The sequence below is a fragment of the Mesorhizobium sp. CAU 1741 genome (genome assembly GCF_039839275.1).
Classification (GTDB): domain Bacteria; phylum Pseudomonadota; class Alphaproteobacteria; order Rhizobiales; family Rhizobiaceae; genus Aerobium.
In genome coordinates, this window is record NZ_JBDOQP010000003.1 from 204,030 (window position 1) to 226,594 (window position 22,565).

Below are 22,565 nucleotides of genomic sequence, written 5' to 3' on the forward strand. Positions count from 1 at the left end.
CTTGCTTCACGCAGCCCTGCGCGGCGCGACCTGCACCACCTTGCGAAGAAATCCAAGCCGTGGCGGCCGTTTGGCCGGACACGCCAGATCGAACACGGCGCGGTGCAGGCGCCGGGTGAGCGCATGGCGGCCGTCCTCGCGCGCCAGGTCTTCCCAGGAGATGACGGCGCCCGGCGTCACGTCGATCGACCGGCCAGCGAGCCGCGCGAACTCGCGGATCAGCAGCGACAGGCGCAGGGTGATCGAGAAACGGCTGACCAAGTGGAACAGCGGCCCGTTCTGACCGGAAAAATGCACCGGAATGACCGAGGCCCGGGTCTCCTGGACCAGCTTGGCCGGAAACAGCTTCCACGGCAGATCTTCCGCCGCGCCGAAGCCTTTGGGCGCGGTGGCAACCCCGCCGGACGGGAAGATGACGATGGTGACGCCCTCCCTGAGCAGTCGCACCGCCTCATGGCGGACCGCCAGATTGTTCTTCGTCGCTTCCCGCGTTTCGGAAAAATCGACGGGAAGCGAATAGTCGCGAATCTCGGGAACGCGCAGCAGGTCGGCGTGGATCATCACCTTGAACGGGCGCCCCAACTGCTCTGCGAGCGACAGAATGGCAATGCCATCGCCGATGCCGAACGGGTGGTTTGCAATCATCACCAGCGGACAGTCGGGAAGATTGGCGGGCGGCCAGGCGCCATGGGTGCGCACCGTGATCCCGAGCAGGGCGAGCATGCGGGAAAACACGCGGTCGCGCGACGGCACGATCTCGCGCCGCCATGTGTCATAGAGCTTCATGAAGCGGCGGCGCCCGGACACGCCTTCTATGGAGCGTATGACCCAGCGCTTCAACGGCGGCTGGTTCGCGTTGGCGTAGGACAGGTCCGGAACGTGGCTCGGTGCGCGGCGGAACAGGAGCTTCATGAGCAAGCGATGACGCAGGTTCATGACACTCGTGTGAACGGGCGGATGGAGAACCACCCGCCCGCCAGGCGTCAGATTGCCGGCAGCGCCTCGACGCGTTGCTGGTCGGGCGGCGTCGCCTCCTCGGCAAGCGCGGTGAGCGCGGCCTGCAACGTCATCGACTCCTGGTCGCGGGAGCCGAAGCGACGCATGTTGACGGTGCCCTCCTCCGCCTCGCGGCGGCCGCAGACGAGAATGACCGGCACCTTGGCGAGCGAATGCTCGCGCACCTTGTAGTTGATCTTCTCGTTGCGCAGGTCGAGCTGGGCCGTCAGGCCGGCGGCCTTGAGCCTCGCGACGACGCTTTTGGCGTAGTCGTCCGCGTCCGAGGTGATCGTGGCGACCACGACCTGCAGCGGCGCGAACCACAGAGGGAAATGCCCCGCATGGCTCTCGATCAGGATGCCGAGGAAGCGCTCCAGCGAGCCGACGATGGCGCGATGGATCATCACCGGCTGCTTCTTTTCCGAATCAGCACCGATATAGAAGGCGCCGAACCGCTCCGGCAGGTTGAAGTCGACCTGCGTCGTGCCGCATTGCCATTCGCGGCCGATTGCGTCGCGCAAGGTGTACTCGAACTTCGGGCCGTAGAACGTGCCCTCGCCCTCGTTGATGCCGGTCTTGATGCGATTGTCCTCGCGCGCCATGCGCTCCAGCGCACGCTTGAGGATATCCTCGGCATGGTCCCACATGGCGTCGGTGCCGACACGCTTTTCCGGACGCGTGGCGAGCTTGATCACCACCTCGTCGAAGCCGAAATCCTTGTAGACCGACATCATGAGGTCGTTGATCTTGAGGATCTCGGCCTCAAGCTGGTCCTCGGTGCAGAAGATGTGCGCATCGTCCTGGGTGAAGCCGCGCACGCGCATCAACCCGTGCAGGGCGCCTGACGGCTCGTAACGGTGCACATTGCCAAATTCCGCAAGCCGGATCGGCAGATCGCGGTAGGACTTCAAGCCATGCTTGAAGATCTGGACGTGACCCGGGCAGTTCATCGGCTTCAGCGCGAAGACCCGCTGGTCGGCCTCCTCGTCGTCGGGATGGGTGAAGGCATGGGCGGATTTCACCGCGAACATGTTCTCCTGGTACCAGCCCCAGTGGCCCGACGTCTCCCACAGCGCCTTGTCGAGCACCTGCGGGGCGTTGACCTCCTGGTAGTCGTCGCCAAGCCTGCGCCGCATGTAGGAGATCAGGTTCTGGAACATCTTCCAGCCCTTGGCATGCCAGAAGACGACGCCCGGCCCCTCCTCCTGGAAATGGAACAGGTCCATCTCGCGCCCAAGGCGGCGATGGTCGCGTTTCTCGGCCTCCTCCAGCATGTGGAGATACTGGTCGAGCTGCTCCTGCGACGCCCAGGCGGTGCCGTAGATGCGCGTCAGCATCGGATTGTTGGCATCGCCGCGCCAATAGGCACCGGCGACCTTCATCAGCTTGAAGGCGCTGCCGATCTGCCCGGTCGAAGCCATGTGCGGACCACGGCACAGGTCGAACCAGTCGCCCTGATAGTAGATCTTCAGGTCCTGGCCTTGCGGGATGGCGTCGATCAGCTCGACCTTGTAGCTCTCGCCCTTGTCGGAAAAGACCTTCTTGGCACGGTCGCGGTCCCAGACCTCCCTGGTGAAAGGCTGGTTGCGCGCGATGATCTCGCGCATCTTCTTTTCGATGGCAGGGAAATCGTCCGGGGTGAACGGCTCGTTGCGGGCGAAGTCGTAATAGAAGCCGTTCTCGATCACCGGGCCGATCGTCACCTGGGTGCCGGGCCAAAGTTCCTGCACGGCTTCCGCCAGCACATGGGCGGTGTCGTGGCGAATCAGCTCCAGCGCGCGTGGATCGTCACGAGTGACGATCTCGATGCGGCCAGACGAGGCGGGATCGGCGAGATCACGCAGTTCGCCGTCGATCGCGATCGCGACAGCCTTCTTGGAAAGCGACTTGGAGATGGATTCGGCGATGTCGCGGCCGGTGCTGCCGGCGGGATACTCACGAACCGAATTGTCGGGGAATGTCAGGGAAATGGCGTTGGCCATGATGCGTCCTCTTCATCCAGTCCCGCCTACGAGCGCGGGTGGTTGCATTGTGATGGCCGCGGGAACGTATGAGGGCCCGGCGGCGGCGCGCAGTCTTAAACGCACCAACGCCGAGCGTAAAGGTCCCTGTGAAGGCGTGCGGACGAAGCTGCCTGTCGATCAGGCCGGACGGACGGTCAGGAATTGTCCTCGACGGGTGCCTCGGGGCCATTCTTCTTGATCGAATCGATGGCGTTCTGGGCGCTCGCCTTGGAGGCGTAGCCTTCCGTGGAGAACATGACCTCGCTGTTGTACTTGAAGCGAACCCGGAACTCTCCGGACTTGTCCTTGTAGATTTCGAACTTGTGAGCCATGGCGCTTTCCCCTCTCTTGGTAGCGTTCTGGTGCAATGTGCCAACACAAGAGCCAGTGGGCAAGTGTCGATGTCCCTGCGTCAACCGGTATCAGTCGCGCTTCGAAGAAATCGACCAGTATCGCCAGGGCATATACCAGCGGTACTGTTCGGCCAGCCTTTCTGGCACCAGATCGATGCCATGAGTGCCGCCAGGTCCGCATCTGAGGACGCGGAATAGACCCATGAAACCACCGGCCCATAGCCCGTGGCGCGCAATCGCCTCGTAGGCGTATTCCGAGCAGGTGGGGAAATGGCGACAGGAATTGCCGATGAAGCCGGACAGGGTGAGCTGATAGAGCCGCACGAGCGCGGTGCCCGCGATGCGGCCGGGCGTCCTCGGCCATGCGCCGGAGAAGTTGCGGCTCTTATGGGCCATTTCGCGCTATTTCGCGATCATGCCGCCTGGCCGGAGCGCTTCTTCTCGACCTGGCCGATGGCGTCGACGACAGCATCGAAGGTCAGCATGGTGGAGGCGTGCCGCGCCTTGTAGTCGCGCACGGGCTCCAGATATTTGAGGTCCTCGAAGCGGCCTTGCGGCGGGGCGCCGTTTTCCTTGAGCATCTTCAGCATCGCCTCGCGGACTTCGCGCAGTTCCTGCCCGGTCGCGCCGACGACATGTTCGGCCATAATGGCAGAGGACGCCTGGCCGAGCGCGCAGGCTTTCACGTCATGGGCAAAGCCGGTGACCACGTCGCCGTCCATGCGGATGTCGACCGTGACGGTTGAGCCACACAGCTTCGAATGCGCGGTCGCGGAGGCATCGGCGTCGTCCAGGCGACCGAGACAGCCGATATTTCCTGCAAAACCGAGAATTTTCGCGTTGTAGACATCGTTGATCATGGCATTCCAACCTAGCGGCGCTCAAAGAGAAACGATTGCCGTTTCCGTGTCTTCCAATCATCGCATCGCCCCTTATATAATGGGCTGATCCCGCATGCTACAAGTCGAGCAGAACGAGGCGCGCGGGAGGAATGCACGCCGCTTCCGGAAATGCCTTTTCATGGCCGAAATTTCCGAGAAAGGCTGTGGTCCGTTCAACTCGTCCCTTCGTAGAAAGGGACTACGGGAGACGCCTTTCATGGACGCTGTCGTCAAGACCTTTCCGCCGCGCGCGGACAACACGCAGACCGAACCCGCCGGCACGCCGCCTGCCCAGCGCCCTTCGCAAGAAGAGGTCGAGGCCGCCGTGCGCACACTGTTGCGCTGGACCGGCGACAATCCTGACCGCGAGGGGCTCGTCGACACGCCGACACGCGTTGCCCGCGCCTATCGCGAGATGTTCGGGGGATACGACCAGGACCCGGCGGCGGAACTCGGGCGCACCTTCGAGGAAGTCCAGGGCTATGACGATCTCGTGCTGGTCAAGGACATCCAGTTCCATTCGCATTGCGAGCACCACATGGTGCCTATCATCGGAAAGGCGCATGTCGCCTACCTGCCCGACGGCAAGGTCGTCGGCCTGTCGAAGATCGCGCGTACCGTCGATATCTTCGCCCATCGCCTGCAGACCCAGGAAGCAATGACGGCGCAGATCGCCGACGTCATCCAGACGGTGCTGAACCCGCGCGGCGTCGCGGTGATGATCGAGGCCGAGCACATGTGCATGGCCATGCGCGGCATTCGCAAGCAGGGGTCGACGACGCTGACGACCACCTTTACGGGCTCGTTCAAGGACCATCCCGAAGAGCAGGCGCGGTTCCTGATGATGCTGCGCGGCTTCGCCGCCTGAGGACGAACATCCCGATGGAATTCCCCGCTCCGCCCGCGGACAAGGGCCAGCTCGAGGAAGGGGCGGCATTTTCGCCGCGCTTCGACCGCGACGGGCTCGTGACCGCAATCGTCACCGACGCCCGCGACGGCACGCTGCTGATGGTGGCGCACATGAACGCGACGGCTCTCGGCCTGACGCTCGAAACGGGCATCGCCCACTACTGGTCGCGTTCGCGCGGCACGCTGTGGAAGAAAGGCGAGACGTCCGGCAACCTGCAGCGCGTCGTCGAGATGCGCACCGACTGCGACCAGGACGCGGTCTGGCTCAAGGTCGAAGTTGCCGGGCATGATGCAACCTGTCACACTGGGCGGCGTTCCTGCTTTTACAGGACGATCATCTTGCAGGATGGGGAAGCAAGACTTGTCGACGACGGCACGAGACCGCAGTTCGATCCATCAACGGTTTACGGAGACAAGGCCTGAAGGGCCTGCCGGCCGACTGCACAAGGATTCATCATTTCGATACGACCGGCCGTGTATGGTGCGCACGGGGATAGGGAGTATTGACGATGCTTGAATGGGCGTCCTTGCGCAGCAGGCATGAAGGCGGGAACGGAGGAGACCTTCCCGCCGATCCGGTCATTCACGAAAAAAAGCCGCCGCGGAAATCCGGCATCGCATTGGCGCTTGGCGGTGGAGCGGCACGCGGCTGGTCGCATATCGGCGTGCTGCGGGCGCTCGACGAGGCGGGTATCGAAATCGACATGATCGCCGGCACCTCGATCGGCGCGCTGGTGGGCGGATGCTACCTGGCCGGCAAGCTCGACGAACTGGAGGATTTCGCGCGCTCGCTGACCAAGCGCCGCATGTTCGGCCTCATGGATTTGAGCTTCGGCGGCAACGGGCTGCTGGGCGGCATGAAGCTGACGGCGCGGATGCAGGAGCACATGGCGGGCCTGACCTTCGCCGACCTGCCAAAGCCTTTCGTCTGCGTGGCGGCGGAAATCCGCACCGGCCATGAAATCTGGCTCTCCAGCGGCTCGCTGATCAACGCCATGCGCGCATCCTACGCGCTGCCGGGCGTGTTCGAGCCGGTGCTGTGCAACAAGCGCGTGCTGGTCGACGGCGCGCTGGTCAACCCCGTGCCGGTGTCGGTGTGCCGGGCGCACGAGCAGCCGCTGGTGGTGGCGGTCAACCTGCACTACGACCTCTTCGGCCGCGCGGCGGTGATCAAGCACAGCGCGGATGCTCCGGACTCGTCCGCTGAACTGGTGGTCGACAAGGGACCGAGCGAGCGCGAGGCGCGGCTCGGCATCACCGGCGTGATGGTCGAGGCCTTCAACATCATCCAGGATCGGATATCGCGGGCGCGCATGGCAGGCGACCCGCCAGACCTTTCACTGCTGCCAAAGCTCGGCCATATCGGACTGACGGAGTTTCACCGCGCAGACGAAGCGATTCGCATCGGCTACGAGGTGACGAAGGTTCATCTCGCCGATCTCGAGCGACTGCAGACGGTGCTGGGATAGTCCAGCGTTACCTGACAAGCGAAGCCCGCGATCCAGTGATCGCGGGCTTCGTCTATTTAGCGCCTATTGCGGAAGAGCGAAGGCGATGAGGTAGTCGCCACGTTCCGGCGACGTGCGGGCGCCACCTGCCGAGACGACAACGTATTCGCGCCCGGTCTCCGGCGACGTGTAGACGAGCGGTGTCGTCTGCGCGCCGACAGGAAGCCGGTGCTTCCAGACCTCCTTGCCGGTGGCCAGGTCAAACGCCCGGATATTGTAGTCGAGCGTCCCCGCATAGAAGATCAGGCCCGAGGCGGTGGTGACCGGGCCGCCGACGGTCGGCATGCCGGTCGGCATGGGCACATGCATCTTGATGCCGAAGGGCCCGTTGTCTTCGACCGTGCCGAGAGGCACCTGCCACGCGACGGTCTGGGTCTTCAGATCGATCGCCGTCAGCGTGCCGTAGGGAGGCTCCTGACACGGCACGCCAAGCGGCGACATGAAGGTGACCTTCGATGCACCGTATGGCGTTCCGAGCTGGCCGGACAGACCCTCATGCGAGCCGCTTGCATCCTCGGCGTCGGCCTGCTCACGCGGCACGAGCTGGATCCGATGCGGAGAGCGCGTGTCGTTGAAGACCAGATAACCGCTCGGCTCGTGGATCGACGAGCTTCCCCAGTTCATGCCGCCGTAGAACCCCGGCCATTGCAGCGACGGGTCGAGCCCCGGCGGCGTGAAGTCGCCGTCATAGCGCAGCTTGCGGAACTCGATTCGGCAGTAGAGCTGATCGAACGGCGTGGTGCCCCACATGCGCGCCTCGGTAAGAGGCTCGGCGCCGATCGCCGGCATGCCAACCGAGTAAGGCTGCGTTTCAGCCGTCCAGTCGCCCTCGACCGCACCCTGCGGCACCGCCCGCTCCTCGACATCGTAGACCGGTTCGCCGGTGGCGCGGTCCAGCACGAAGATCTGGCCACGCTTGGTGGTCTGGATCAGCGCCGGGATCGTGCCGCCATTGCCGTCGGGAATGTCGTAGAGCGCCGGCTGGGCTGGCAGGTCGTAGTCCCACAGATCGTGATTGACCGTGCGGAAATGCCAGCGTTCGCGGCCGGTCTGGATATCGAGCGCCACGACGGTGGCTGTGTATTCCTCATCCAGTTCGGTGCGGTGTGCGCCATAGAAATCCGGCGTCGCATTGCCGGTCGGCAGATAGACGAGGCCGAGTTCCGCGTCGAAGGCGGGTGTCGTCCAGACGTTGGGCGTGCCGCGCGTATAGGTCTCTCCTTCCGGCGGAAAGCGCGTGATGTCCGGGTTGCCGAGGTCCCAGGCCCAGACGAGTTCGCCCGTCTCCGCATCGAAGCCGCGCACGACACCCGAGGGCTCGCCGACGGCGACGTTGTCGACCACCCAGCCGCCGATGATGATGATGCCTTCGGCAACGGTGGGCGCAGAGGTCTGGAAGTAGAAGCCCGGGCGAACGTCGCCCATGCCGACCTTGAGATCGACCGTACCGTTGTCACCGAATTGCGGGCAGAGCGCGCCGGTGTCGGCGTCGAGCTGGATCAGGCGCGCGTCGATCGTGCCGAGCACGATGCGCCGCTGGCAGATCGCCTCTTCGGTCGACTGAGCCTGGTCAGCCGGGGCCTCGGGCTCGGTCGTCGGCGCCTGAGCCACGGCGGGTTCGTCTCCCGCCTCACCGGTTTCATCTCCGGTGGCGGCTGCGTCCTCGCCGTCCTGGAGTGCCGCCTGTTCGGCTGCCTCCTGATCGCGGATCGCCTGGAGACCGGCGGAAACCTCGCCCGTCGATTCGTAATAGCCGACGCTGCGGCAGCGCTGCCAGAATGGCGAGGACGCCTCGGGATCGAAGCTCCAGCGCTGTTCGCCAGTATCGGCGTCAAGCGCGTGAACGACGTTGCGAACGGTGCAGGCGTAGATCGTGTCGCCGATTTGGAGCGGCGTGTTCTGGTCCTGCGCGCCGCTGCCGGTCGGATCGATCGGGACATCGCCATGGCGGAAGGTCCATGCGACCTCGAGGCTGGCGACGTTTTCCGGCGTGATCTGCGTATCCGGGGAATAGCGCGTTCCGTTGGGAGTTCGGCCATAGTGGAGCCAGTCCGCCGGGGGCTGGACTTCGGCAACGATCTCCGGCGCGGAGATCGCGGCGACGAACGGTACCGGCTGGAAGGCGCGATAGCCGGTCGCGGCAAGGCCGACCGCCAGCAATGCGCTGACGACGAGCGCCGGTGTCCAACCGAGGCGGGCGCCGCCCCGCGCAAGCGTCGGGGCACACAGGAACACCAGTATGCCGAGCACCGCGGGCGCCACGAGGCGAGACACGAGCGGCCAGAATGAAAGTCCGACTTCCCACAGCGCCCAGACTATGGTGGCGAGGAAAATCAGGACGAAGAGATAGAGGCCCAGCAGGTTGCGGCGCGCCAGCAGCAACGCGGAAATGACGAGGCCCGCACCGGTGGGTGCGAAGTACCACGAGCCTCCAAGTGAAATGAGCTGAATGCCGCCATAGAGGAGATAGGCTCCACCGACGACCATCAGCAGGACGACCAGCCAAACGGGCCAGGGAGCCCAGCCTGATCCTGCGGTTCTTTCGGACATGATTCGATCTTTCGCTTCTTGTCCTCCGACACAGCCGGAGATTGCATGTCCTCCCATCAGTTGCCGGGATATGCCTGTGGCGAGGGCGAGTCCAGCGGCGCGAGCGCACTGGACCAACAACTCGGCGCGACAATAGGATCAGAGCGCGGGTGCGGCGTCGACGACGCGGAACTGGGCCGATCGCGCACCGTTCCACCAGTTTGCGGACAGGTTGCCCACAAGGTGAATGGCGCGACCGCGATTGGCGTAGAGGAAGTGGCCGAGGTCGGTATCGACAGCGCGAAAGGCCATGGCCTGGAGACGCGCACCGGTCTGCGAGCGCAGCTCGAGGCGGAGGTGATTCGCGCCGACCTGGCGCGCGTCGGCCAGCGTGTGGCGCGGAAGCGCGAGGATCGGCTGGGGATGACCGGATCCGAACGGGCCGGCACTTTCCAGCGCATCGAGAAGCTCGAACGTGGCGCCATCGGCGGACAGCGCCGCGTCGATCTCCAGACACTCCTCGTGACGAAGCCGGGTGATCTCGGCCGAGGCCCAATCCTCGAAGAATGCGCGCACGGCGCCAAGCTTGTCGCGCTCGATGGTGATGCCGGCCGCCATCGCATGGCCACCACCCTTGACGAGCAGGCCCTTGTCGACCGCGGCACGTACCATGCGGCCGAGATCGAAACCGGGTATCGACCGCCCCGAACCCGAGCCGACGCCGTTGGCGCCGAACGATATGGCAAAGGCCGGCCGACGCGCATGCTCCTTCAACCGCGCGGCCAGCAAGCCGACGATGCCGGCGTGCCAGGTGTCGCTGGCGGTGACGATGACGGACGGCCCGTCACCGGCGGCAAGCTCGGCATCGGCTTCCGCGCGGGCTTCGGCCAGCATGACGTGCTCCATGGCCTGGCGCTCCTGGTTGAGACGGTCGAGCGTCTCGGCGATCTGGCGCGCCTCCAGCGCGTCGTCGCTGGCCAGAAGCCGGCTGCCGAGCGCGGCATCGCCGATGCGGCCGCCGGCGTTGATGCGGGGGCCGAGGATGAAGCTCAAATGGTAGGGGTTGAGCGGCTCGCCGATGCGTGAAACGCGCGCCAGCGCTGCAAGGCCGGCATTGCCAAGCCGGCGCATCGCCAACAGCCCCTTGACGACAAAGGCGCGATTGACGCCGGTTAGCGGGACGACGTCGCACACCGTTGCGAGCGCGACGAGGTCGAGCCAGCCGAGCAGGTCGGCAGAAGGTGCCGGCCCGCCGCGCTCGCGCAGCACGCTGGTGACGCGCACGAGCGTCACGAAGACGACCCCGGCGGCGCACAGATGTCCCTGCCCCGACAGATCGTCCTCGCGATTCGGGTTCACGATGGCGACGGCGTCGGGGAGCGGCCCTCCAACCTGGTGATGGTCGAGAACGACGACCTGCGCGCCCGCTTCGTTGGCCGCAGCGACGGAAGGCGCGCTGTTGGTGCCGCAGTCGACCGTGACGATGAGGCTCGCGCCACGAGACACGAGGTCACGCATGGCGTCCGGATTGGGGCCGTAGCCTTCGAAGATGCGATCGGGAATGTAGATCTCCGCCTCAACGCCGTAGTGGGCGAAGAAGCGCTTCATCAGCGCGGACGATGCCGCGCCGTCGACGTCGTAGTCGCCGAAGATCGCAACCTTCTCGCGCCGCATGACGGCGTCGGCGATGCGGGCGGCGGCGGCGTCCATGTCGGTGAGCGATCGAGGATCGGGGAGCAGGTCGCGGATCGTCGGATCGAGGAAGCGCGCGGCATCGTCCTGGCCGACGCCGCGCCCGGCGAGCACACGCGCGACGATGTCCGGCACGCCGTGGCCCTGAGCGATGGCCAGCGCGGCATTCTCCTGGCGCGGGTCGAGCCGGTGTGCCCAGGCAAGTCCGGTCGCCGACTGTCTCACGTCAAGAAAGTAGCGCTTTTCGGTCATTTCGGTCCCAGGTTCAGAACCGCGAAGGTAGGTTCCCGCAGCAGCTTTGGATAGGCCTCAGCCGGAATACCGGCCATCCTTGGCCTTCAGCAGTATCGGGTCTGTTTCGATCAGCCGAAGCGAAAGGACCATGTCGGCAGTCTGGGTCTTGTATGTCAGGAAGTGGGGCGTGAGAAGGTGCGCTTCGTAGGCTGCCTGATCGGCATACCCCTCCACCACGCGTATGCAGTGCGGACTGCCTTTTACCGACATCGCAAAGAGAAAGAGCACGCCCGGCTCCAGCCGAACCGAGGCTTCGATCTCTTCCGACAGCAGAGCGCGATAGCTGTCGGCGTGCCTTGGATCGATTTCCAGTTCGGCAATGCGGACCACTCTTGCCATCGACCTGCTCAGAACTTGTCCAGGTCCTGGTGGCGGGCCTTGATCTCACGCACCGTGCCGGAGGACGAGCGCATGACGATGGTGTGGGTCTGGATAGAATCGCGGCCGAACTTGACGCCGGCAAGCATGTTGCCGTCGGTGACGCCGGTCGCCGCGAAAAGCACGTCGCCGCGCGCCATCTCGTCCATCGCGTAGACCTTGTTGGGATCGGAAATTCCCATCTTGGCGGCACGGGCGACCTTGTCTTCGCTGTTGAGGAGCAGACGCCCCTGCATTTGCCCGCCGATGCAGCGCAGCGCCGCGGCGGCGAGAACGCCTTCCGGCGCGCCGCCGGTGCCAAGGTAGATGTCGATGCCGGTCTCGTCAGGATCGGTGGTGTGGATGATGCCGGCGACATCGCCATCGCCGATCAGCCGGATCGAGGCACCCGTGGCACGCACCGCCTCGATGAGGCGGGCATGGCGCGGCCGGTCGAGGATGCAGGCGGTGATCTCGGCGATCGGAACACCCTTCGCCTTGGCCAGGTTCTCGATGTTCTCCTGCGCGGGCGCATCGATGTCGACGACACCTGCGGGATAGCCGGGGCCGACTGCGATCTTGTCCATGTAGACGTCCGGTGCGTAGAGAAGGCTGCCTTTCTCAGCGATGGCGATGACGGCCAGCGAATTGGGCAGGTTCTTGGCGCAGATAGTCGTGCCCTCCAGCGGGTCGAGCGCGATGTCGACGCCCGGTCCGTCGCCAGTGCCGACTTCTTCACCGATATAGAGCATCGGCGCTTCGTCGCGCTCGCCCTCGCCGATCACCACCGTACCCTTGATCGGCAGGCGGTTCAGTTCGGAGCGCATCGCGTCCACGGCGACCTGGTCGGCCGCCTTCTCGTCGCCGCGCCCGCGCAACCGTGCCGCAGCCACCGCGGCGCGCTCGGTGACGCGAACCAGTTCGAGGGTCAGGATGCGGTCGAGACCGGGCGATGCGCTTTTTGCCATGGCGGATATTCCTGCAAGGAGACTTTTCTTCGATTGGAAGCGTCTCCTTGTGTCAAAGGCGGCTCTGGCGGGCAAGTGTCGCAACAGCCGAAATCGACGGTCCAACGAACATGAATCGATTGAATGAACCGGTGGTCGCGGGCACGCCTCAGCGGGCTCGCGCAAAGCGGGATAACAGGCTGCTGTCGCGCAGCATCTTGCAGAGGAGTAACGCCACCGCGACGACGAGAGCGGCGGCCACACCCACGCCGATCCAGGGCTGCGATCCGCCGAAAAAAACCTCGTGCATGATGCGTCCCGGCAGGAAGGTGAACAGGCCGGCGCCGACGAGCGCGCCGAGAAAGAGCCCCTGCATGATGCCGCGATGGTGAGGGATGCGTTTCTGACGCGCGGCCTGAACCCCGCGATAAAGATACCAGAGCGTTGCGATCGACAGGAGGTGGATCGGGCTCCACGGGCCGACCAGGCGGATCATGTGGATGAAGAAGGAGGACAGCGCCACCACGAGCATGAGCCCGACCCAGACGCGTCCCGCAAGCCGATGATACGGACCACCCTTGCGGCGAAAGAGCACCAGTCCGCCGAGCAGGAAGGCCAGTGTGGCGGCCAGAACGTGAAGCTTGATGGCGAAGGACGCTTCCAGAAGCGGCGTGAGGGTCATGGCGGGTCTCCTGCGGTCTTGGGTCAGAGGCTTGCGGACAAGCTGCGCGAAGCGGAATGCGCGCTTGACCTGGCAGGGACGAGCGCCTTTGTTCAAACGGGATTTCGCGAGCAGACGGGTAGCATTCGTGAAGGACAGGCTTCTGCAATTCACGATGCGCGAATTGCGCCGGAACGCATCGTCGCCGCTGATGTGGTGGGCGCTGGCCAGCGCGTCGATCGTGCTGGGCCTCGCGGGACCGTTCGGCACCTACGAGGCGCTTGCATTGCCCGGCAGGCTCGGCTTTTGGAGCCTCGTGGTGGTTGCGACCTATTTCACCGGCTTCGGCACGGTGGTGGTGCTTGAGGGCCTGCTGTTTCGCGAGCGCCCGCACCCGCTCGCATTCGCGCTGCTCGGGGCGCTGAGCGGTCCGCCGGTGGCCGGCGTCGTGTGGCTGATCAACCGCTGGGTGTTCGAGGCGAGCGTCATCGGGTACTGGATACTGGTGGTCAACGTGTCGGTGGTCGCTGCGGTCGCGTCCGGAACGATCGCGCTGTTTTCCAAGCGACTGGCCGGCGACGTGACGCCAGCGGGCAATCCAGAGCGTGCAAGAGCCGCGCTGATGGACAGGCTGCCGGCGCATCTGCGCGGCACGCTGTCCCACCTTTCAATGCAGGACCACTACGTCGAAGTGGTCACCGACAAAGGTTCGCACCTGTTGCTGCTGCGCCTTTCCGACGCCATCGCAGAAACGCAGGGCATCGACGGTCTGCAGATACACCGCTCGCACTGGGTCGCGCGCCATGCGGTCGCAAGGGTCGAGCGGAGCGGCGAGCGGATGACACTGGAAATGCGCAATGGGGAAAAACTGCCGGTCAGCCGGGCACGGATGAAGGATATCCGCGACGCCGGCCTGACCTGAAGCGCTGGTGCTAGTCTAGCCTGCGCGCTCGATGCGAATGACCTGCGGCTTGTCGATAAGATGGCCGTCCTGGGTGATGCCGTCGACGGCTTCGCGGACGGCGGCTTCGGTGGTCTCGTGGGTGACGAGAATGACCGTCTTCTGCTCGCTGCCATTGGCGCCGTTGGCGTGCTGGACGATGGATTCCAGCGATATCTCGTTCTCGGCCATGCGCCGCGCGATCGCCGCAAAGACGCCGATGCGGTCGTGAACCGTGAGGCGGATGAAATAGCCGCCTTCGTGGCTGCGCATCTGGGCGCGGGTATAGGGCGAGAGCTCCTTCACCGGGCGGCCGAAGACCGGACCGTGCTGGAAACCGGGTCGGCTCTTGGCGATGTCGGCGATGTCCCCGATCACGGCCGAGGCGGTAGCGTTGCCCCCCGCTCCCGGCCCCGACAGAAGAAGCTCGCCGAGGATGTCGGTCTCGATGGCCACCGCATTGGTGACGCCGTGGACCTGGGCGATGACGGAGGCGGTGGGCACCATGGTTGGGTGGACGCGCTGTTCGATGCCGCTTTCGGTGCGCTGGGCGACGCCGAGCAGCTTGATGCGATAGCCGAGCTCGGAAGCGGCGCGAATGTCGGCCTGGGTGATGTTGGAGATGCCCTCGAGATAGATGTCGTCGGCCGCGATCTGCGTGCCGAAGGCGAGGCTGGTGAGGATCGACAGCTTGTGCGCCGTGTCGTTGCCCTCGATGTCGAAGGTGGGGTCGGCTTCTGCGTAACCGAGGCGCTGCGCGTCGGCGAGGCAATCCTCGAACGAGATTCCTTCGTCCTCCATCCGCGTCAGGATGTAGTTGCAGGTGCCGTTGAGGATGCCGAAGACGCGCGAGACGGTGTTGCCGGCCATGGCTTCGCGCATCGTCTTGATGACCGGGATGCCGCCGGCGACAGCCGCCTCGTAGTTCAGGAGCACGCCCTTTTCCTCGGCGATGGCGGCAAGCGCGAGACCGTGACGCGCCAGCAGCGCCTTGTTGGCAGTGACGACATGGCGGCCGGCCTGGAGCGCGGCCTTGACGCTGTCGTGCGCCGGCCCCTCGTCGCCGCCGATGAGCTCGACGAAGACGTCGATGCCATTGCTCGTCGCGAGCTCGACCGGATCGTCGAACCACGACATGCCCGACATTTCGACACCACGGTCGCGGGTGCGGTCGCGCGCGGAGACTGCGGTGACGGTCACGGGGCGGCCGCACTGGCGGGTGAGCTCGGCTGCCTTTTCGGCCAGGACCCGCGCCACGCTGGCGCCCACCGTGCCGAGACCGGCTATTCCCACACGCAATGCTTCGCTCATGCCCCAGGCACCCCGTTCCAAAGTCTCAGTTCAAATGAAGTCAACGGCGCGCATTCAGCGCGACGACGTTGTCGGGCGTCTGCCCGGCGGAGCCGAGAAAACGCTTTATGCTGCGCGCAGCCTGGCGGATGCGGTGCTCGTTCTCGACCAGCGCGATGCGGACATAATCGTCGCCGTGCTCGCCAAAGCCGATGCCCGGCGCGACGGCAACGTCGGCATGCTCGACCAGAAGTTTCGAGAATTCGAGCGAGCCGAGGTGGCGGAAGGCGGGAGGTATCGGCGCCCAGGCGAACATCGTCGCCGCAGGCGCGGGAATTTCCCAGCCGGCCCGCGCGAACGCGTCAACCATGACGTCGCGGCGGCGATGATAGATGGACCTCACCTCATCGACTTCCGCGCCGTCGCCGTTGAGCGCCGCCGTCGCCGCCACCTGGATCGGGGTGAAGGCGCCGTAGTCGAGATAGGATTTTACCCGCGTCAGCGCTGCAATGAGGCGCTCGTTGCCGACGGCGAAGCCCATGCGCCAGCCGGGCATGGAGAAGGTCTTCGACATCGACGTGAACTCGACCGCGATGTCCATCGCGCCCGGCACCTGCAGGATCGATGGCGGCGGCGCGCCATCGAAATAGATCTCGGCATAAGCGAGATCCGAGAGAATGATGATGTCGTTCTTCTTCGCGTAGGCGACGACGTCCTTGTAGAAGTCGAGCGTCGCGACATAGGCCGTCGGGTTCGACGGGTAGTTCATGATCAGCGCCAGCGGCTTCGGGATCGAATGCTTCACGGCGCGCTCGAGCGCCGGGATGAACCCTGCGTCAGGCTCGACCTGCATGGAGCGGATGACGCCGCCGGACATGATGAAGCCGAAGGCATGGATCGGATAGGTCGGGTTCGGGCACAAGATGACGTCGCCAGGCGCGGTGATCGCCTGCGCCATGTTGGCGAAGCCTTCCTTGGAGCCGAGCGTGGCGACGACCTGGCGCTCGGGATCGAGCTTCACGCCGAAGCGGCGTCCGTAATAATTGGCTTGCGCCCGGCGCAGGCCGGGAATGCCGCGCGAGGATGAATAACGATGGGTGCGCGGGTCGCGGACGACGTCGACCAGCTTGTCGACGATCGCCTTGGGCGTCGGAAGATCGGGATTGCCCATGCCGAGATCGATGATGTCGGCCCCACCCGCTCGCGCCGCCGCCTTGAGCCGATTGACCTGCTCGAACACGTAGGGCGGTAGCCTGCGAACCTTGTGGAACTCTTCCATCACTTTCCCCTTGGGCGATCCCCGCGAATGCGGGGTCTTTTCGGTGGCGGGCTATACACCCAATTGCCTGACCGGTCGAGGGTTACTGCCCTTCGATGGCGTCGAGCGTCCGCTCGCCATGGCTGCCCGCGATGCGGCGCAGATCAGCCGCGCTCATGCCCGGGCCAGAGGCACGCGCGGCCAGCCCGTCGCGGCGGGCGCGCAAGGCGGCGCTGGTCGCCGCGAAGTCCTCGTCGGTGATCTGCGGGGCGGCGGCCTGCATCGGCACGTTGAGGTCGGGATAGCCGTCCGGCCCGGTATAGGCAGAGGATGGCGGCGCAACGCCTTCGGCCGGTGAAGACCGGGCTTCCGCCGTCGCGGGCATGGCGTCCTGGAGGCTTGCCGTGGTGCAGGCGGCAAGCGGCAAGGCAAAAGCCACTACCACGCCGCAAAGGGCCGAAAAAGCGAGCGGTCGCAGCCGTGCCATGTTTGCATCCCATTGCAGCCCACTGATCGTCATGCGGGCTTGATACCGATTGGACCGGTATCTAGGTCCCATGGTATTGTGTCAAGAAAAGGCCCCGCATGCAGGAGGACAGTGCCAGGCATGGCGACACGCGAGGATTCCGACAAGGAACGCAAAGAGGGCCAGTCAAAGGTCGAGCAGTATCTGGTCAAGGACCCGGAGCGCTTCGCCGTGAACATCGCGCGCGCCATCGAGGAAGCCGGCAAGGCCGCTGCCGCGTGGACCGGACCGCGAGAGCGTGGCGAACTGCGCGACACGATGGCCGAGCCGATGACCGACATGGTCAAGACCTTCTCGAAGCTGACCGAATACTGGCTGTCGGACCCGGCGCGCGCCGTCGAGGCGCAGACGCGGCTGTTTTCCGGCTACATGAACGTATGGTCGAACGCCGTGCAGCGGCTGGGCGACCAGAGCGTCGAAGACGTGGAGAAACCCGACAAGGGCGACAAGCGCTTCCAGGACCCGGAGTGGGGTGAGAACGCCTTCTTCGATTTCCTGAAGCAGGCCTATCTCGTGACGTCGCGCTGGGCCAACGACCTCGTCGACCATGCCGAGGGGCTGGACGAGCACACGCGGCACAAGGCGCAATTCTACGTCAAGCAGATTACCCAGGCGATCTCGCCTTCCAATTTCCTGCTGACCAATCCCGAGATCTTCCGCGAGACGATGGCGTCGAACGGCGAGAACCTGGTGCGCGGCATGAAGATGCTGGCGGAAGACATCGAGGCCGGGCACGGCGACCTGAAGCTGCGCCAGTCCGACAGGACACGATTCGAAGTCGGCAAGAACATCGCCACCACGCCGGGCAAGGTCGTGGCGCGCAGCGACGTGGCGGAGATCATCCAGTACGAACCGGCGACGCAGAGCGTGCTCAAGCGGCCGCTGCTGATCTGCCCGCCCTGGATCAACAAGTTCTACATCCTCGACCTGAATGCGGAGAAATCCTTCATCCGCTGGGCGGTCGAGCAGGGTCACACCGTATTCGTGATCTCCTGGGTGAACCCGGACGAACGGCACGGACGCAAGGACTGGGAAGCCTATATCCGCGAGGGCCTGCAGTTCGCGCTCGATACCATCGAGGAAGCGACCGGCGAGCGCGAGGTCAACGCCATCGGCTATTGCGTCGGGGGCACACTGCTTGCCGCCGCCCTGGCGCTGTTCGCGCAGGAGGGCGAAGAGCGCATCAGGTCGGTAACGTTCTTCACCACACAGGTCGATTTCACCCATGCGGGCGACCTCAAGGTCTTCGTCGACGAGGACCAGATCGCGTCTCTGGAAAAATCGATGGAGGGCAAGGGCTATCTCGACGGGACCAAGATGGCGACGGCATTCAACATGCTGCGCGCCGGCGACCTGATCTGGCCCTACATGGTCAACAATTACATGCGCGGGCGCGAGCCGATGCCGTTCGACCTGCTCTACTGGAATTCCGATTCCACGCGGATGAGCGCGGCCAACCACTCGTACTATCTGCGCAACTGCTACCTCGACAACAGGCTGACGCGCGGCGGACTGCAACTGGCGGGACGCACCGTATCGCTCTCCGACGTGACGATACCGGTCTACAACCTCGCAGCGCGCGAGGACCATATTGCTCCGGCGCGCTCGGTGTTCCACGGCTGCCGCTTCTTCGGCGGCGAGGTGGAGTACGTGATGGCGGGCTCGGGGCACATTGCAGGCGTGGTCAACCCGCCGGCCGCGGGCAAGTACCAGCACTGGACCGGCGGCAAGCCCGAAGGCGACTTCGAGGAATGGATCTCGGCGGCGAAAGAGAACCCCGGTTCATGGTGGCCGCATTGGCAGGCATGGACCGAAAAGCAGGACGACCGGCGCGTCGAGCCGCGCAAACCGGGGGGAAAATCACTCAAGCCGCTGGCCGAGGCACCCGGCGAATACGTCAGGGTGCGGGTCTAAATGCAGGCGATTTCAAGGCACTACCACGGTCTTGCCGCAATTCGATTTTAGTCGGACGGTTGCGTTAACGATTGTGATTCGATAGGTCTCTTACCGGGCGTAAGGGGAAAGCGCAGGCCGAGCCGGTCTCAGAACCGATATCCGGCATGGCCTGATGACATCTGGTGCGGTTCTTGGAAGGGGTTCGGCATTGAAACGTGAGGGAACGCGCCTCGCACGCGAAACATGGCGTGCCGCATTCGTGATGCTCGCATCAGTGACCCTCGCCTCGTGCACGACGACCGACCCCACGACATTCGGCCTTGCCGCCCTCGCCCCGACTATGCTTCCCGAAGAAACCAGCGATTTCGCGACGCCGAGCCCTGAGACGGCAAGCGCGCAGCCCGGCGCGATCGGCGAATTCGTGATGGACGAAGACGACCCGTCCTTGCCCGAGACGGTGGCGTCTGCACCTTCGGTCCGCCCAGGTTCGGAGGCCGAAGCAGCGCAGGCGGCCCTGACCGCGGCGCAGCCGGCCCAACCCATGCAAACGCAGGCCGCACCCGCGACCACCGTTGTTGCAGCCGCGGAGACCACGACGCCGGCGCCGATGGAAACGGCAAGCACCACACACGCGTCTCCAGAGCCGGCCGCGGAAGACACACAGCAAACCGCCGGGCAGCCGCAGCCGACGCAGTTCCTTGAAAATCCAGCGCCGCAGGTGGCCGCCGCGCCAGCCAAGAAGCGTGGTTTCCTTTCCGCCTTCTTCGGCGCGCGGCCCGCCGAGGCCGCGCCGGCCCAGCCGATCCAGGCGCTGATCGCGACGCAGACGAAGACCACGGCAGAGCCGGCCAAGCCGATCGTGCAGCTTGCCTCGACCAGTCAGCCGGCACGGCCGCTGGTGGCGTCCGCCGCCGCCGGTGGCGAGAACGCGCTGCCCGGCGTGCGCCCGGACGCGCTGTTCGAGATCACCCGCCGCTCCGGCCTCGACGACAACAGCGACATCGACCTTTACGAAGGCGGCGAGCCCTACCAGGTGGCCTCGGCCGCGGGACTGGCGCGGCTTGCGCCCAACGGCCTGCTGCGCCAGACCGAGAATGTCGACGTCGCCTGCCTCAAGCCGTCGCTGGTGCGCGTGCTGCGCGCCGTCGAGCAACATTACGGCCGCAAGGCGGTGGTGACCTCCGGCTATCGCAGCCCCGACCGCAACCGCCGCGCGCGCGGCGCCCGCAAATCGCTGCACATGTACTGCGCGGCCGCCGACGTGCAGATCGAAGGCGTCACCAAGTGGCAGTTGGCGGAATATGTCCGCTCGATGCCGGGACGCGGCGGCGTGGGCACCTATTGCCACACAAATTCGGTCCATATCGACGTCGGCCCCGAGCGCGACTGGAACTGGCGCTGCCGTCGCCGCAAATAGGCGCCGACACTCGCAAAATTTTCCCCTGCATCGCAATTCACGGGTTGCCCGACGGCGCGATGCTCAGTATAAGCCACCACGTTCTGGTCAGCGCCCATCGTCTAGCGGTTAGGACGGCGCCCTTTCACGGCGCAAACAGGGGTTCGATTCCCCTTGGGCGTACCAGAAACTTCAAGGACTTAGGTCCCCTTCCCCAGAACCGTATAATTTACGTCGAACAAGACACGGCGGAGTTGGGTGAATGCGGGCGACGATCGTAGTCGTGCGCCAACCAAGCCGATGGCCGACAGCACCTCGCAACCCGCATATCGGAGCGATGCTCGAGGGGTCCTTTATCGATCGAATTTGAGTCGATAGCTTCACCGAATGTCAGCCCGTGCCAGGCATCGTGCCATGATGGCCCGGCACATTCATCCCCGCCGTCAAGGCAAGCACGACGACCCCGCTTATCTGAAAGCGGTATTGGACGACATGATCCGGCCGCGCCGTCAGCGATGGTCGTTCGCGTTGCCACGATTGGGCAAGCCGTCCTTGCCCATATTGCTGGGAGGACTCGCGTTCGCTGGCGCCGTGGGCCTCGGGGCCACTTCAGGAAGCGCGTTGCCCGACGGTCTGAGGGCGATGCTTCCGGGGTCAGGCTGCGCCATCAAGGGCAACGTGTCTGCCGGTGGCGAGCGCATCTATCACCTGCCCAGTCAACGCTACTACCTCGACACGCGCGTTTCCCCGCTGCGTGGGGAAAGGTGGTTCTGTAGTGAGGCGGACGCCCGCAACGCTGGTTGGCGTAGATCGCGCGTGTAGCGATCGCGGACATCCCCGCTCCCTCACAAACGAAAAAGCCGCCCCGGCGTCTTGCCGAGGCGGCTTCTTTGAGCTGGGTGAAGCCTTAGCTTACCAAGGGCGATACCAGCCTTCGATCACGGTCTGCTTGTCGCGGTGGTTGCCGCCGAGCGTGGCGCCGAAATACGCGGCGCCGGCGCTGACAACCAAGGCGGCGGCGGCAAGGAATGCGGCAATCATCGCACTCTTGCGCGCCTGGTCGGCAGCCTCACGCGCCTGCTGCTCGAGTTCTCCCGCCTGAGCGACGATCTCGTCGATCCGCGTTTCAGCCTCTTCGGGCGAAATGCCTGCCCGATCCGCGACCAAAGCGGTCAGGTACTGGCGGTCCGCTTCCGTCATGCCCTCGTCGGAGGTGACCGAACTCACGAGAATCCGTCCGACCTCGGCCCGTGTGCCGTCATCAAGAGCTTCGCCCTGTCCGGCGGAACGCAAGGTGCGGTCGATCAGGATTTCGTTGGCATCGAGAATGTCGGTCGCTTCGGCAACCGCCGATGTCGCCGACCCTACGGTTTGTCCGATGGCTGATGCGGCGCCAAGCGCCGAGGAGTATGTCAGGAACGCTGCCACCAGCGTGGCGACGGCCCAGACAACCAGGCCATGCGACCCGTCCCTGATGTCGGATTCGTGCTCGGTCGCGTCTCCGTGCCGGCGGCGCATGCGACCAGCGAGATATCCGCCGGCAATCGACGCGGATACCTGCACCCACAGGAGCCACAGGCCACCGATGATCGCGATCCAGTATAGTGACAGGGACTCGCCTTCATGGGCCGACGTCAGCGACAAGCCGAGCGCGGAACCGAATGTAAGCAAGACCAGAGATATTGCCGCAGCGACTGCGGCACCGGCGAAAATTGCCGGCCAGTCCACGTAGGACCGGGTGTCGTCCATTGGTGTCGTTTGAACGACCGTCTCTTCAACCAAAGCCATCGAAACTCTCCTGTTTTCTAGGTCTCAACGCAGCCCGAAGAAAGACAGGATGGCCAAAATTACGACCACCAACCCCACGAGATAAATGATTCCGTGCATGTGATCCTCCTGTGTTGCGCAAGACAACTCCTCATTGATGCCGAGGTTCCTTCACATGGTTGCCTCATTTCGCGTCGGGTTTGGCCATTGACGGTGATCGTCGGGCAACGTCGCCGCCATTCGGCGCGATGTCGCGACCGGCACTGGCCGTTAACCTTTCGTTAACCTTCCGCTCGTAGGCTGAGTCGTACAAATTCAGCACTTCGCTTTCGACACGCGACCACGGATGTACTGGCGCAATG

General features: G+C 64.8%; 20 protein-coding genes and 1 tRNA gene. 7 read left to right on the top strand and 14 right to left on the bottom strand.

Translation table 11 applies throughout. The features are described 5' to 3' along the window. Positions 1-6: 6 nt before the first annotated feature. From AAFN84_RS14670 to AAFN84_RS14690, 5 genes are all read right to left on the bottom strand, one after another. On the bottom strand, positions 7-936 hold the full coding sequence (locus AAFN84_RS14670; protein ID WP_347515347.1) for a lysophospholipid acyltransferase family protein: 930 nt from the start codon (positions 934-936) through the stop codon (positions 7-9). A 47-nt stretch (positions 937-983) separates the two neighbouring features. Then, on the bottom strand, positions 984-2,978 hold the full coding sequence (thrS, locus tag AAFN84_RS14675; protein ID WP_347515348.1) for a threonine--tRNA ligase: 1,995 nt from the start codon (positions 2,976-2,978) through the stop codon (positions 984-986). A gap of 176 nt (positions 2,979-3,154) precedes the next feature. Further along, entirely contained in the window at positions 3,155-3,331 is a 177-nt protein-coding gene (locus AAFN84_RS14680) for a YegP family protein (protein ID WP_347515349.1), read from the bottom strand. Between the two features lie 90 nt (positions 3,332-3,421). Next, a complete protein-coding gene (gene yidD / locus AAFN84_RS14685) occupies positions 3,422-3,748 on the bottom strand; it encodes a membrane protein insertion efficiency factor YidD (RefSeq protein ID WP_347515350.1) in 327 nt (108 codons plus the stop codon). Between the two features lie 17 nt (positions 3,749-3,765). Further along, complete coding sequence (locus AAFN84_RS14690; RefSeq protein ID WP_347515351.1) at positions 3,766-4,212, bottom strand: iron-sulfur cluster assembly scaffold protein; 447 nt, start codon at positions 4,210-4,212, stop codon at positions 3,766-3,768. Positions 4,213-4,450: 238 nt separating this feature from the next. On the opposite strand from AAFN84_RS14690, the gene folE reads away from it, so the two are divergent. The 3 genes from folE (at position 4,451) to AAFN84_RS14705 (ending at position 6,611) form a co-directional block, all read left to right on the top strand. Beyond that, entirely contained in the window at positions 4,451-5,101 is a 651-nt protein-coding gene (folE, locus tag AAFN84_RS14695) for a GTP cyclohydrolase I FolE (protein ID WP_347515352.1), read from the top strand. A gap of 14 nt (positions 5,102-5,115) precedes the next feature. After that, positions 5,116-5,565: a phosphoribosyl-AMP cyclohydrolase gene (hisI, locus tag AAFN84_RS14700; RefSeq protein WP_347515353.1), complete on the top strand. Its 450-nt coding sequence runs from the start codon at positions 5,116-5,118 to the stop codon at positions 5,563-5,565. An 86-nt stretch (positions 5,566-5,651) separates the two neighbouring features. Beyond that, a complete protein-coding gene (locus tag AAFN84_RS14705; RefSeq protein ID WP_347515354.1) occupies positions 5,652-6,611 on the top strand; it encodes a patatin family protein in 960 nt (319 codons plus the stop codon). Positions 6,612-6,674: 63 nt separating this feature from the next. Here AAFN84_RS14705 and AAFN84_RS14710 read toward each other — a convergent pair whose 3' ends face one another. From AAFN84_RS14710 to AAFN84_RS14730, 5 genes are all read right to left on the bottom strand, one after another. Further along, positions 6,675-9,200, bottom strand: coding sequence for a membrane-bound PQQ-dependent dehydrogenase, glucose/quinate/shikimate family (locus AAFN84_RS14710; RefSeq protein ID WP_347515355.1), 2,526 nt, complete (start codon positions 9,198-9,200; stop codon positions 6,675-6,677). A 138-nt stretch (positions 9,201-9,338) separates the two neighbouring features. Next, a complete protein-coding gene (gene recJ / locus AAFN84_RS14715) occupies positions 9,339-11,123 on the bottom strand; it encodes a single-stranded-DNA-specific exonuclease RecJ (RefSeq protein ID WP_347515356.1) in 1,785 nt (594 codons plus the stop codon). Between the two features lie 57 nt (positions 11,124-11,180). After that, positions 11,181-11,504 carry a putative quinol monooxygenase gene (locus AAFN84_RS14720; RefSeq protein ID WP_347515357.1) on the bottom strand — a complete coding sequence of 108 codons (324 nt, stop codon included), beginning with the start codon at positions 11,502-11,504 and terminating at the stop codon, positions 11,181-11,183. Positions 11,505-11,512: 8 nt separating this feature from the next. Then, positions 11,513-12,490, bottom strand: coding sequence for a class II fructose-bisphosphatase (glpX, locus tag AAFN84_RS14725; RefSeq protein WP_347515358.1), 978 nt, complete (start codon positions 12,488-12,490; stop codon positions 11,513-11,515). A 148-nt stretch (positions 12,491-12,638) separates the two neighbouring features. Beyond that, complete coding sequence (locus AAFN84_RS14730; RefSeq protein WP_347515359.1) at positions 12,639-13,151, bottom strand: DUF2306 domain-containing protein; 513 nt, start codon at positions 13,149-13,151, stop codon at positions 12,639-12,641. 127 nt (positions 13,152-13,278) lie between these two features. On the opposite strand from AAFN84_RS14730, the gene AAFN84_RS14735 reads away from it, so the two are divergent. Beyond that, the gene (locus AAFN84_RS14735) at positions 13,279-14,052 is read left to right on the top strand and encodes a LytTR family DNA-binding domain-containing protein (RefSeq protein ID WP_347515360.1); all 774 of its coding nucleotides are present in this window, start codon (positions 13,279-13,281) and stop codon (positions 14,050-14,052) included. Between the two features lie 15 nt (positions 14,053-14,067). Here AAFN84_RS14735 and AAFN84_RS14740 read toward each other — a convergent pair whose 3' ends face one another. From AAFN84_RS14740 to AAFN84_RS14750, 3 genes are all read right to left on the bottom strand, one after another. Next, complete coding sequence (locus AAFN84_RS14740; RefSeq protein WP_347515361.1) at positions 14,068-15,381, bottom strand: homoserine dehydrogenase; 1,314 nt, start codon at positions 15,379-15,381, stop codon at positions 14,068-14,070. Between the two features lie 40 nt (positions 15,382-15,421). Continuing rightward, complete coding sequence (locus AAFN84_RS14745) at positions 15,422-16,639, bottom strand: LL-diaminopimelate aminotransferase (RefSeq protein ID WP_347515362.1); 1,218 nt, start codon at positions 16,637-16,639, stop codon at positions 15,422-15,424. Between the two features lie 82 nt (positions 16,640-16,721). After that, the gene (locus tag AAFN84_RS14750) at positions 16,722-17,105 is read right to left on the bottom strand and encodes a hypothetical protein (RefSeq protein WP_347515363.1); all 384 of its coding nucleotides are present in this window, start codon (positions 17,103-17,105) and stop codon (positions 16,722-16,724) included. 120 nt (positions 17,106-17,225) lie between these two features. Between AAFN84_RS14750 and phaC the strand changes: the two genes are divergently transcribed. From phaC to AAFN84_RS14765, 3 genes are all read left to right on the top strand, one after another. After that, a complete protein-coding gene (gene phaC / locus AAFN84_RS14755) occupies positions 17,226-19,058 on the top strand; it encodes a class I poly(R)-hydroxyalkanoic acid synthase (RefSeq protein WP_347515364.1) in 1,833 nt (610 codons plus the stop codon). Between the two features lie 190 nt (positions 19,059-19,248). Continuing rightward, the gene (locus tag AAFN84_RS14760) at positions 19,249-20,457 is read left to right on the top strand and encodes a YcbK family protein (protein WP_347515365.1); all 1,209 of its coding nucleotides are present in this window, start codon (positions 19,249-19,251) and stop codon (positions 20,455-20,457) included. A 90-nt stretch (positions 20,458-20,547) separates the two neighbouring features. Then, positions 20,548-20,622, top strand: a tRNA-Glu gene (locus AAFN84_RS14765). Between the two features lie 726 nt (positions 20,623-21,348). Here AAFN84_RS14765 and AAFN84_RS14770 read toward each other — a convergent pair. Continuing rightward, positions 21,349-22,224: a hypothetical protein gene (locus AAFN84_RS14770; protein WP_347515366.1), complete on the bottom strand. Its 876-nt coding sequence runs from the start codon at positions 22,222-22,224 to the stop codon at positions 21,349-21,351. Between the last annotated feature and the right edge of the window lie 341 nt (positions 22,225-22,565).

What these genes read in the sequence shown, in the direction of transcription:
- AAFN84_RS14670 (WP_347515347.1), bottom strand. Translation starts at nt 936, where the DNA reads ATGAACCTGCGTCATCGCTTGCTCATGAAGCTCCTGTTCCGCCGCGCA.
- thrS (WP_347515348.1), bottom strand. Translation starts at nt 2,978, where the DNA reads ATGGCCAACGCCATTTCCCTGACATTCCCCGACAATTCGGTTCGTGAG.
- AAFN84_RS14680 (WP_347515349.1), bottom strand. Translation starts at nt 3,331, where the DNA reads ATGGCTCACAAGTTCGAAATCTACAAGGACAAGTCCGGAGAGTTCCGG.
- yidD (WP_347515350.1), bottom strand. Translation starts at nt 3,748, where the DNA reads ATGGCCCATAAGAGCCGCAACTTCTCCGGCGCATGGCCGAGGACGCCC.
- AAFN84_RS14690 (WP_347515351.1), bottom strand. Translation starts at nt 4,212, where the DNA reads ATGATCAACGATGTCTACAACGCGAAAATTCTCGGTTTTGCAGGAAAT.
- folE (WP_347515352.1), top strand. Translation starts at nt 4,451, where the DNA reads ATGGACGCTGTCGTCAAGACCTTTCCGCCGCGCGCGGACAACACGCAG.
- hisI (WP_347515353.1), top strand. Translation starts at nt 5,116, where the DNA reads ATGGAATTCCCCGCTCCGCCCGCGGACAAGGGCCAGCTCGAGGAAGGG.
- AAFN84_RS14705 (WP_347515354.1), top strand. Translation starts at nt 5,652, where the DNA reads ATGCTTGAATGGGCGTCCTTGCGCAGCAGGCATGAAGGCGGGAACGGA.
- AAFN84_RS14710 (WP_347515355.1), bottom strand. Translation starts at nt 9,200, where the DNA reads ATGTCCGAAAGAACCGCAGGATCAGGCTGGGCTCCCTGGCCCGTTTGG.
- recJ (WP_347515356.1), bottom strand. Translation starts at nt 11,123, where the DNA reads ATGACCGAAAAGCGCTACTTTCTTGACGTGAGACAGTCGGCGACCGGA.
- AAFN84_RS14720 (WP_347515357.1), bottom strand. Translation starts at nt 11,504, where the DNA reads ATGGCAAGAGTGGTCCGCATTGCCGAACTGGAAATCGATCCAAGGCAC.
- glpX (WP_347515358.1), bottom strand. Translation starts at nt 12,490, where the DNA reads ATGGCAAAAAGCGCATCGCCCGGTCTCGACCGCATCCTGACCCTCGAA.
- AAFN84_RS14730 (WP_347515359.1), bottom strand. Translation starts at nt 13,151, where the DNA reads ATGACCCTCACGCCGCTTCTGGAAGCGTCCTTCGCCATCAAGCTTCAC.
- AAFN84_RS14740 (WP_347515361.1), bottom strand. Translation starts at nt 15,381, where the DNA reads ATGAGCGAAGCATTGCGTGTGGGAATAGCCGGTCTCGGCACGGTGGGC.
- AAFN84_RS14745 (WP_347515362.1), bottom strand. Translation starts at nt 16,639, where the DNA reads ATGGAAGAGTTCCACAAGGTTCGCAGGCTACCGCCCTACGTGTTCGAG.
- AAFN84_RS14750 (WP_347515363.1), bottom strand. Translation starts at nt 17,105, where the DNA reads ATGGCACGGCTGCGACCGCTCGCTTTTTCGGCCCTTTGCGGCGTGGTA.
- phaC (WP_347515364.1), top strand. Translation starts at nt 17,226, where the DNA reads ATGGCGACACGCGAGGATTCCGACAAGGAACGCAAAGAGGGCCAGTCA.
- AAFN84_RS14770 (WP_347515366.1), bottom strand. Translation starts at nt 22,224, where the DNA reads ATGGCTTTGGTTGAAGAGACGGTCGTTCAAACGACACCAATGGACGAC.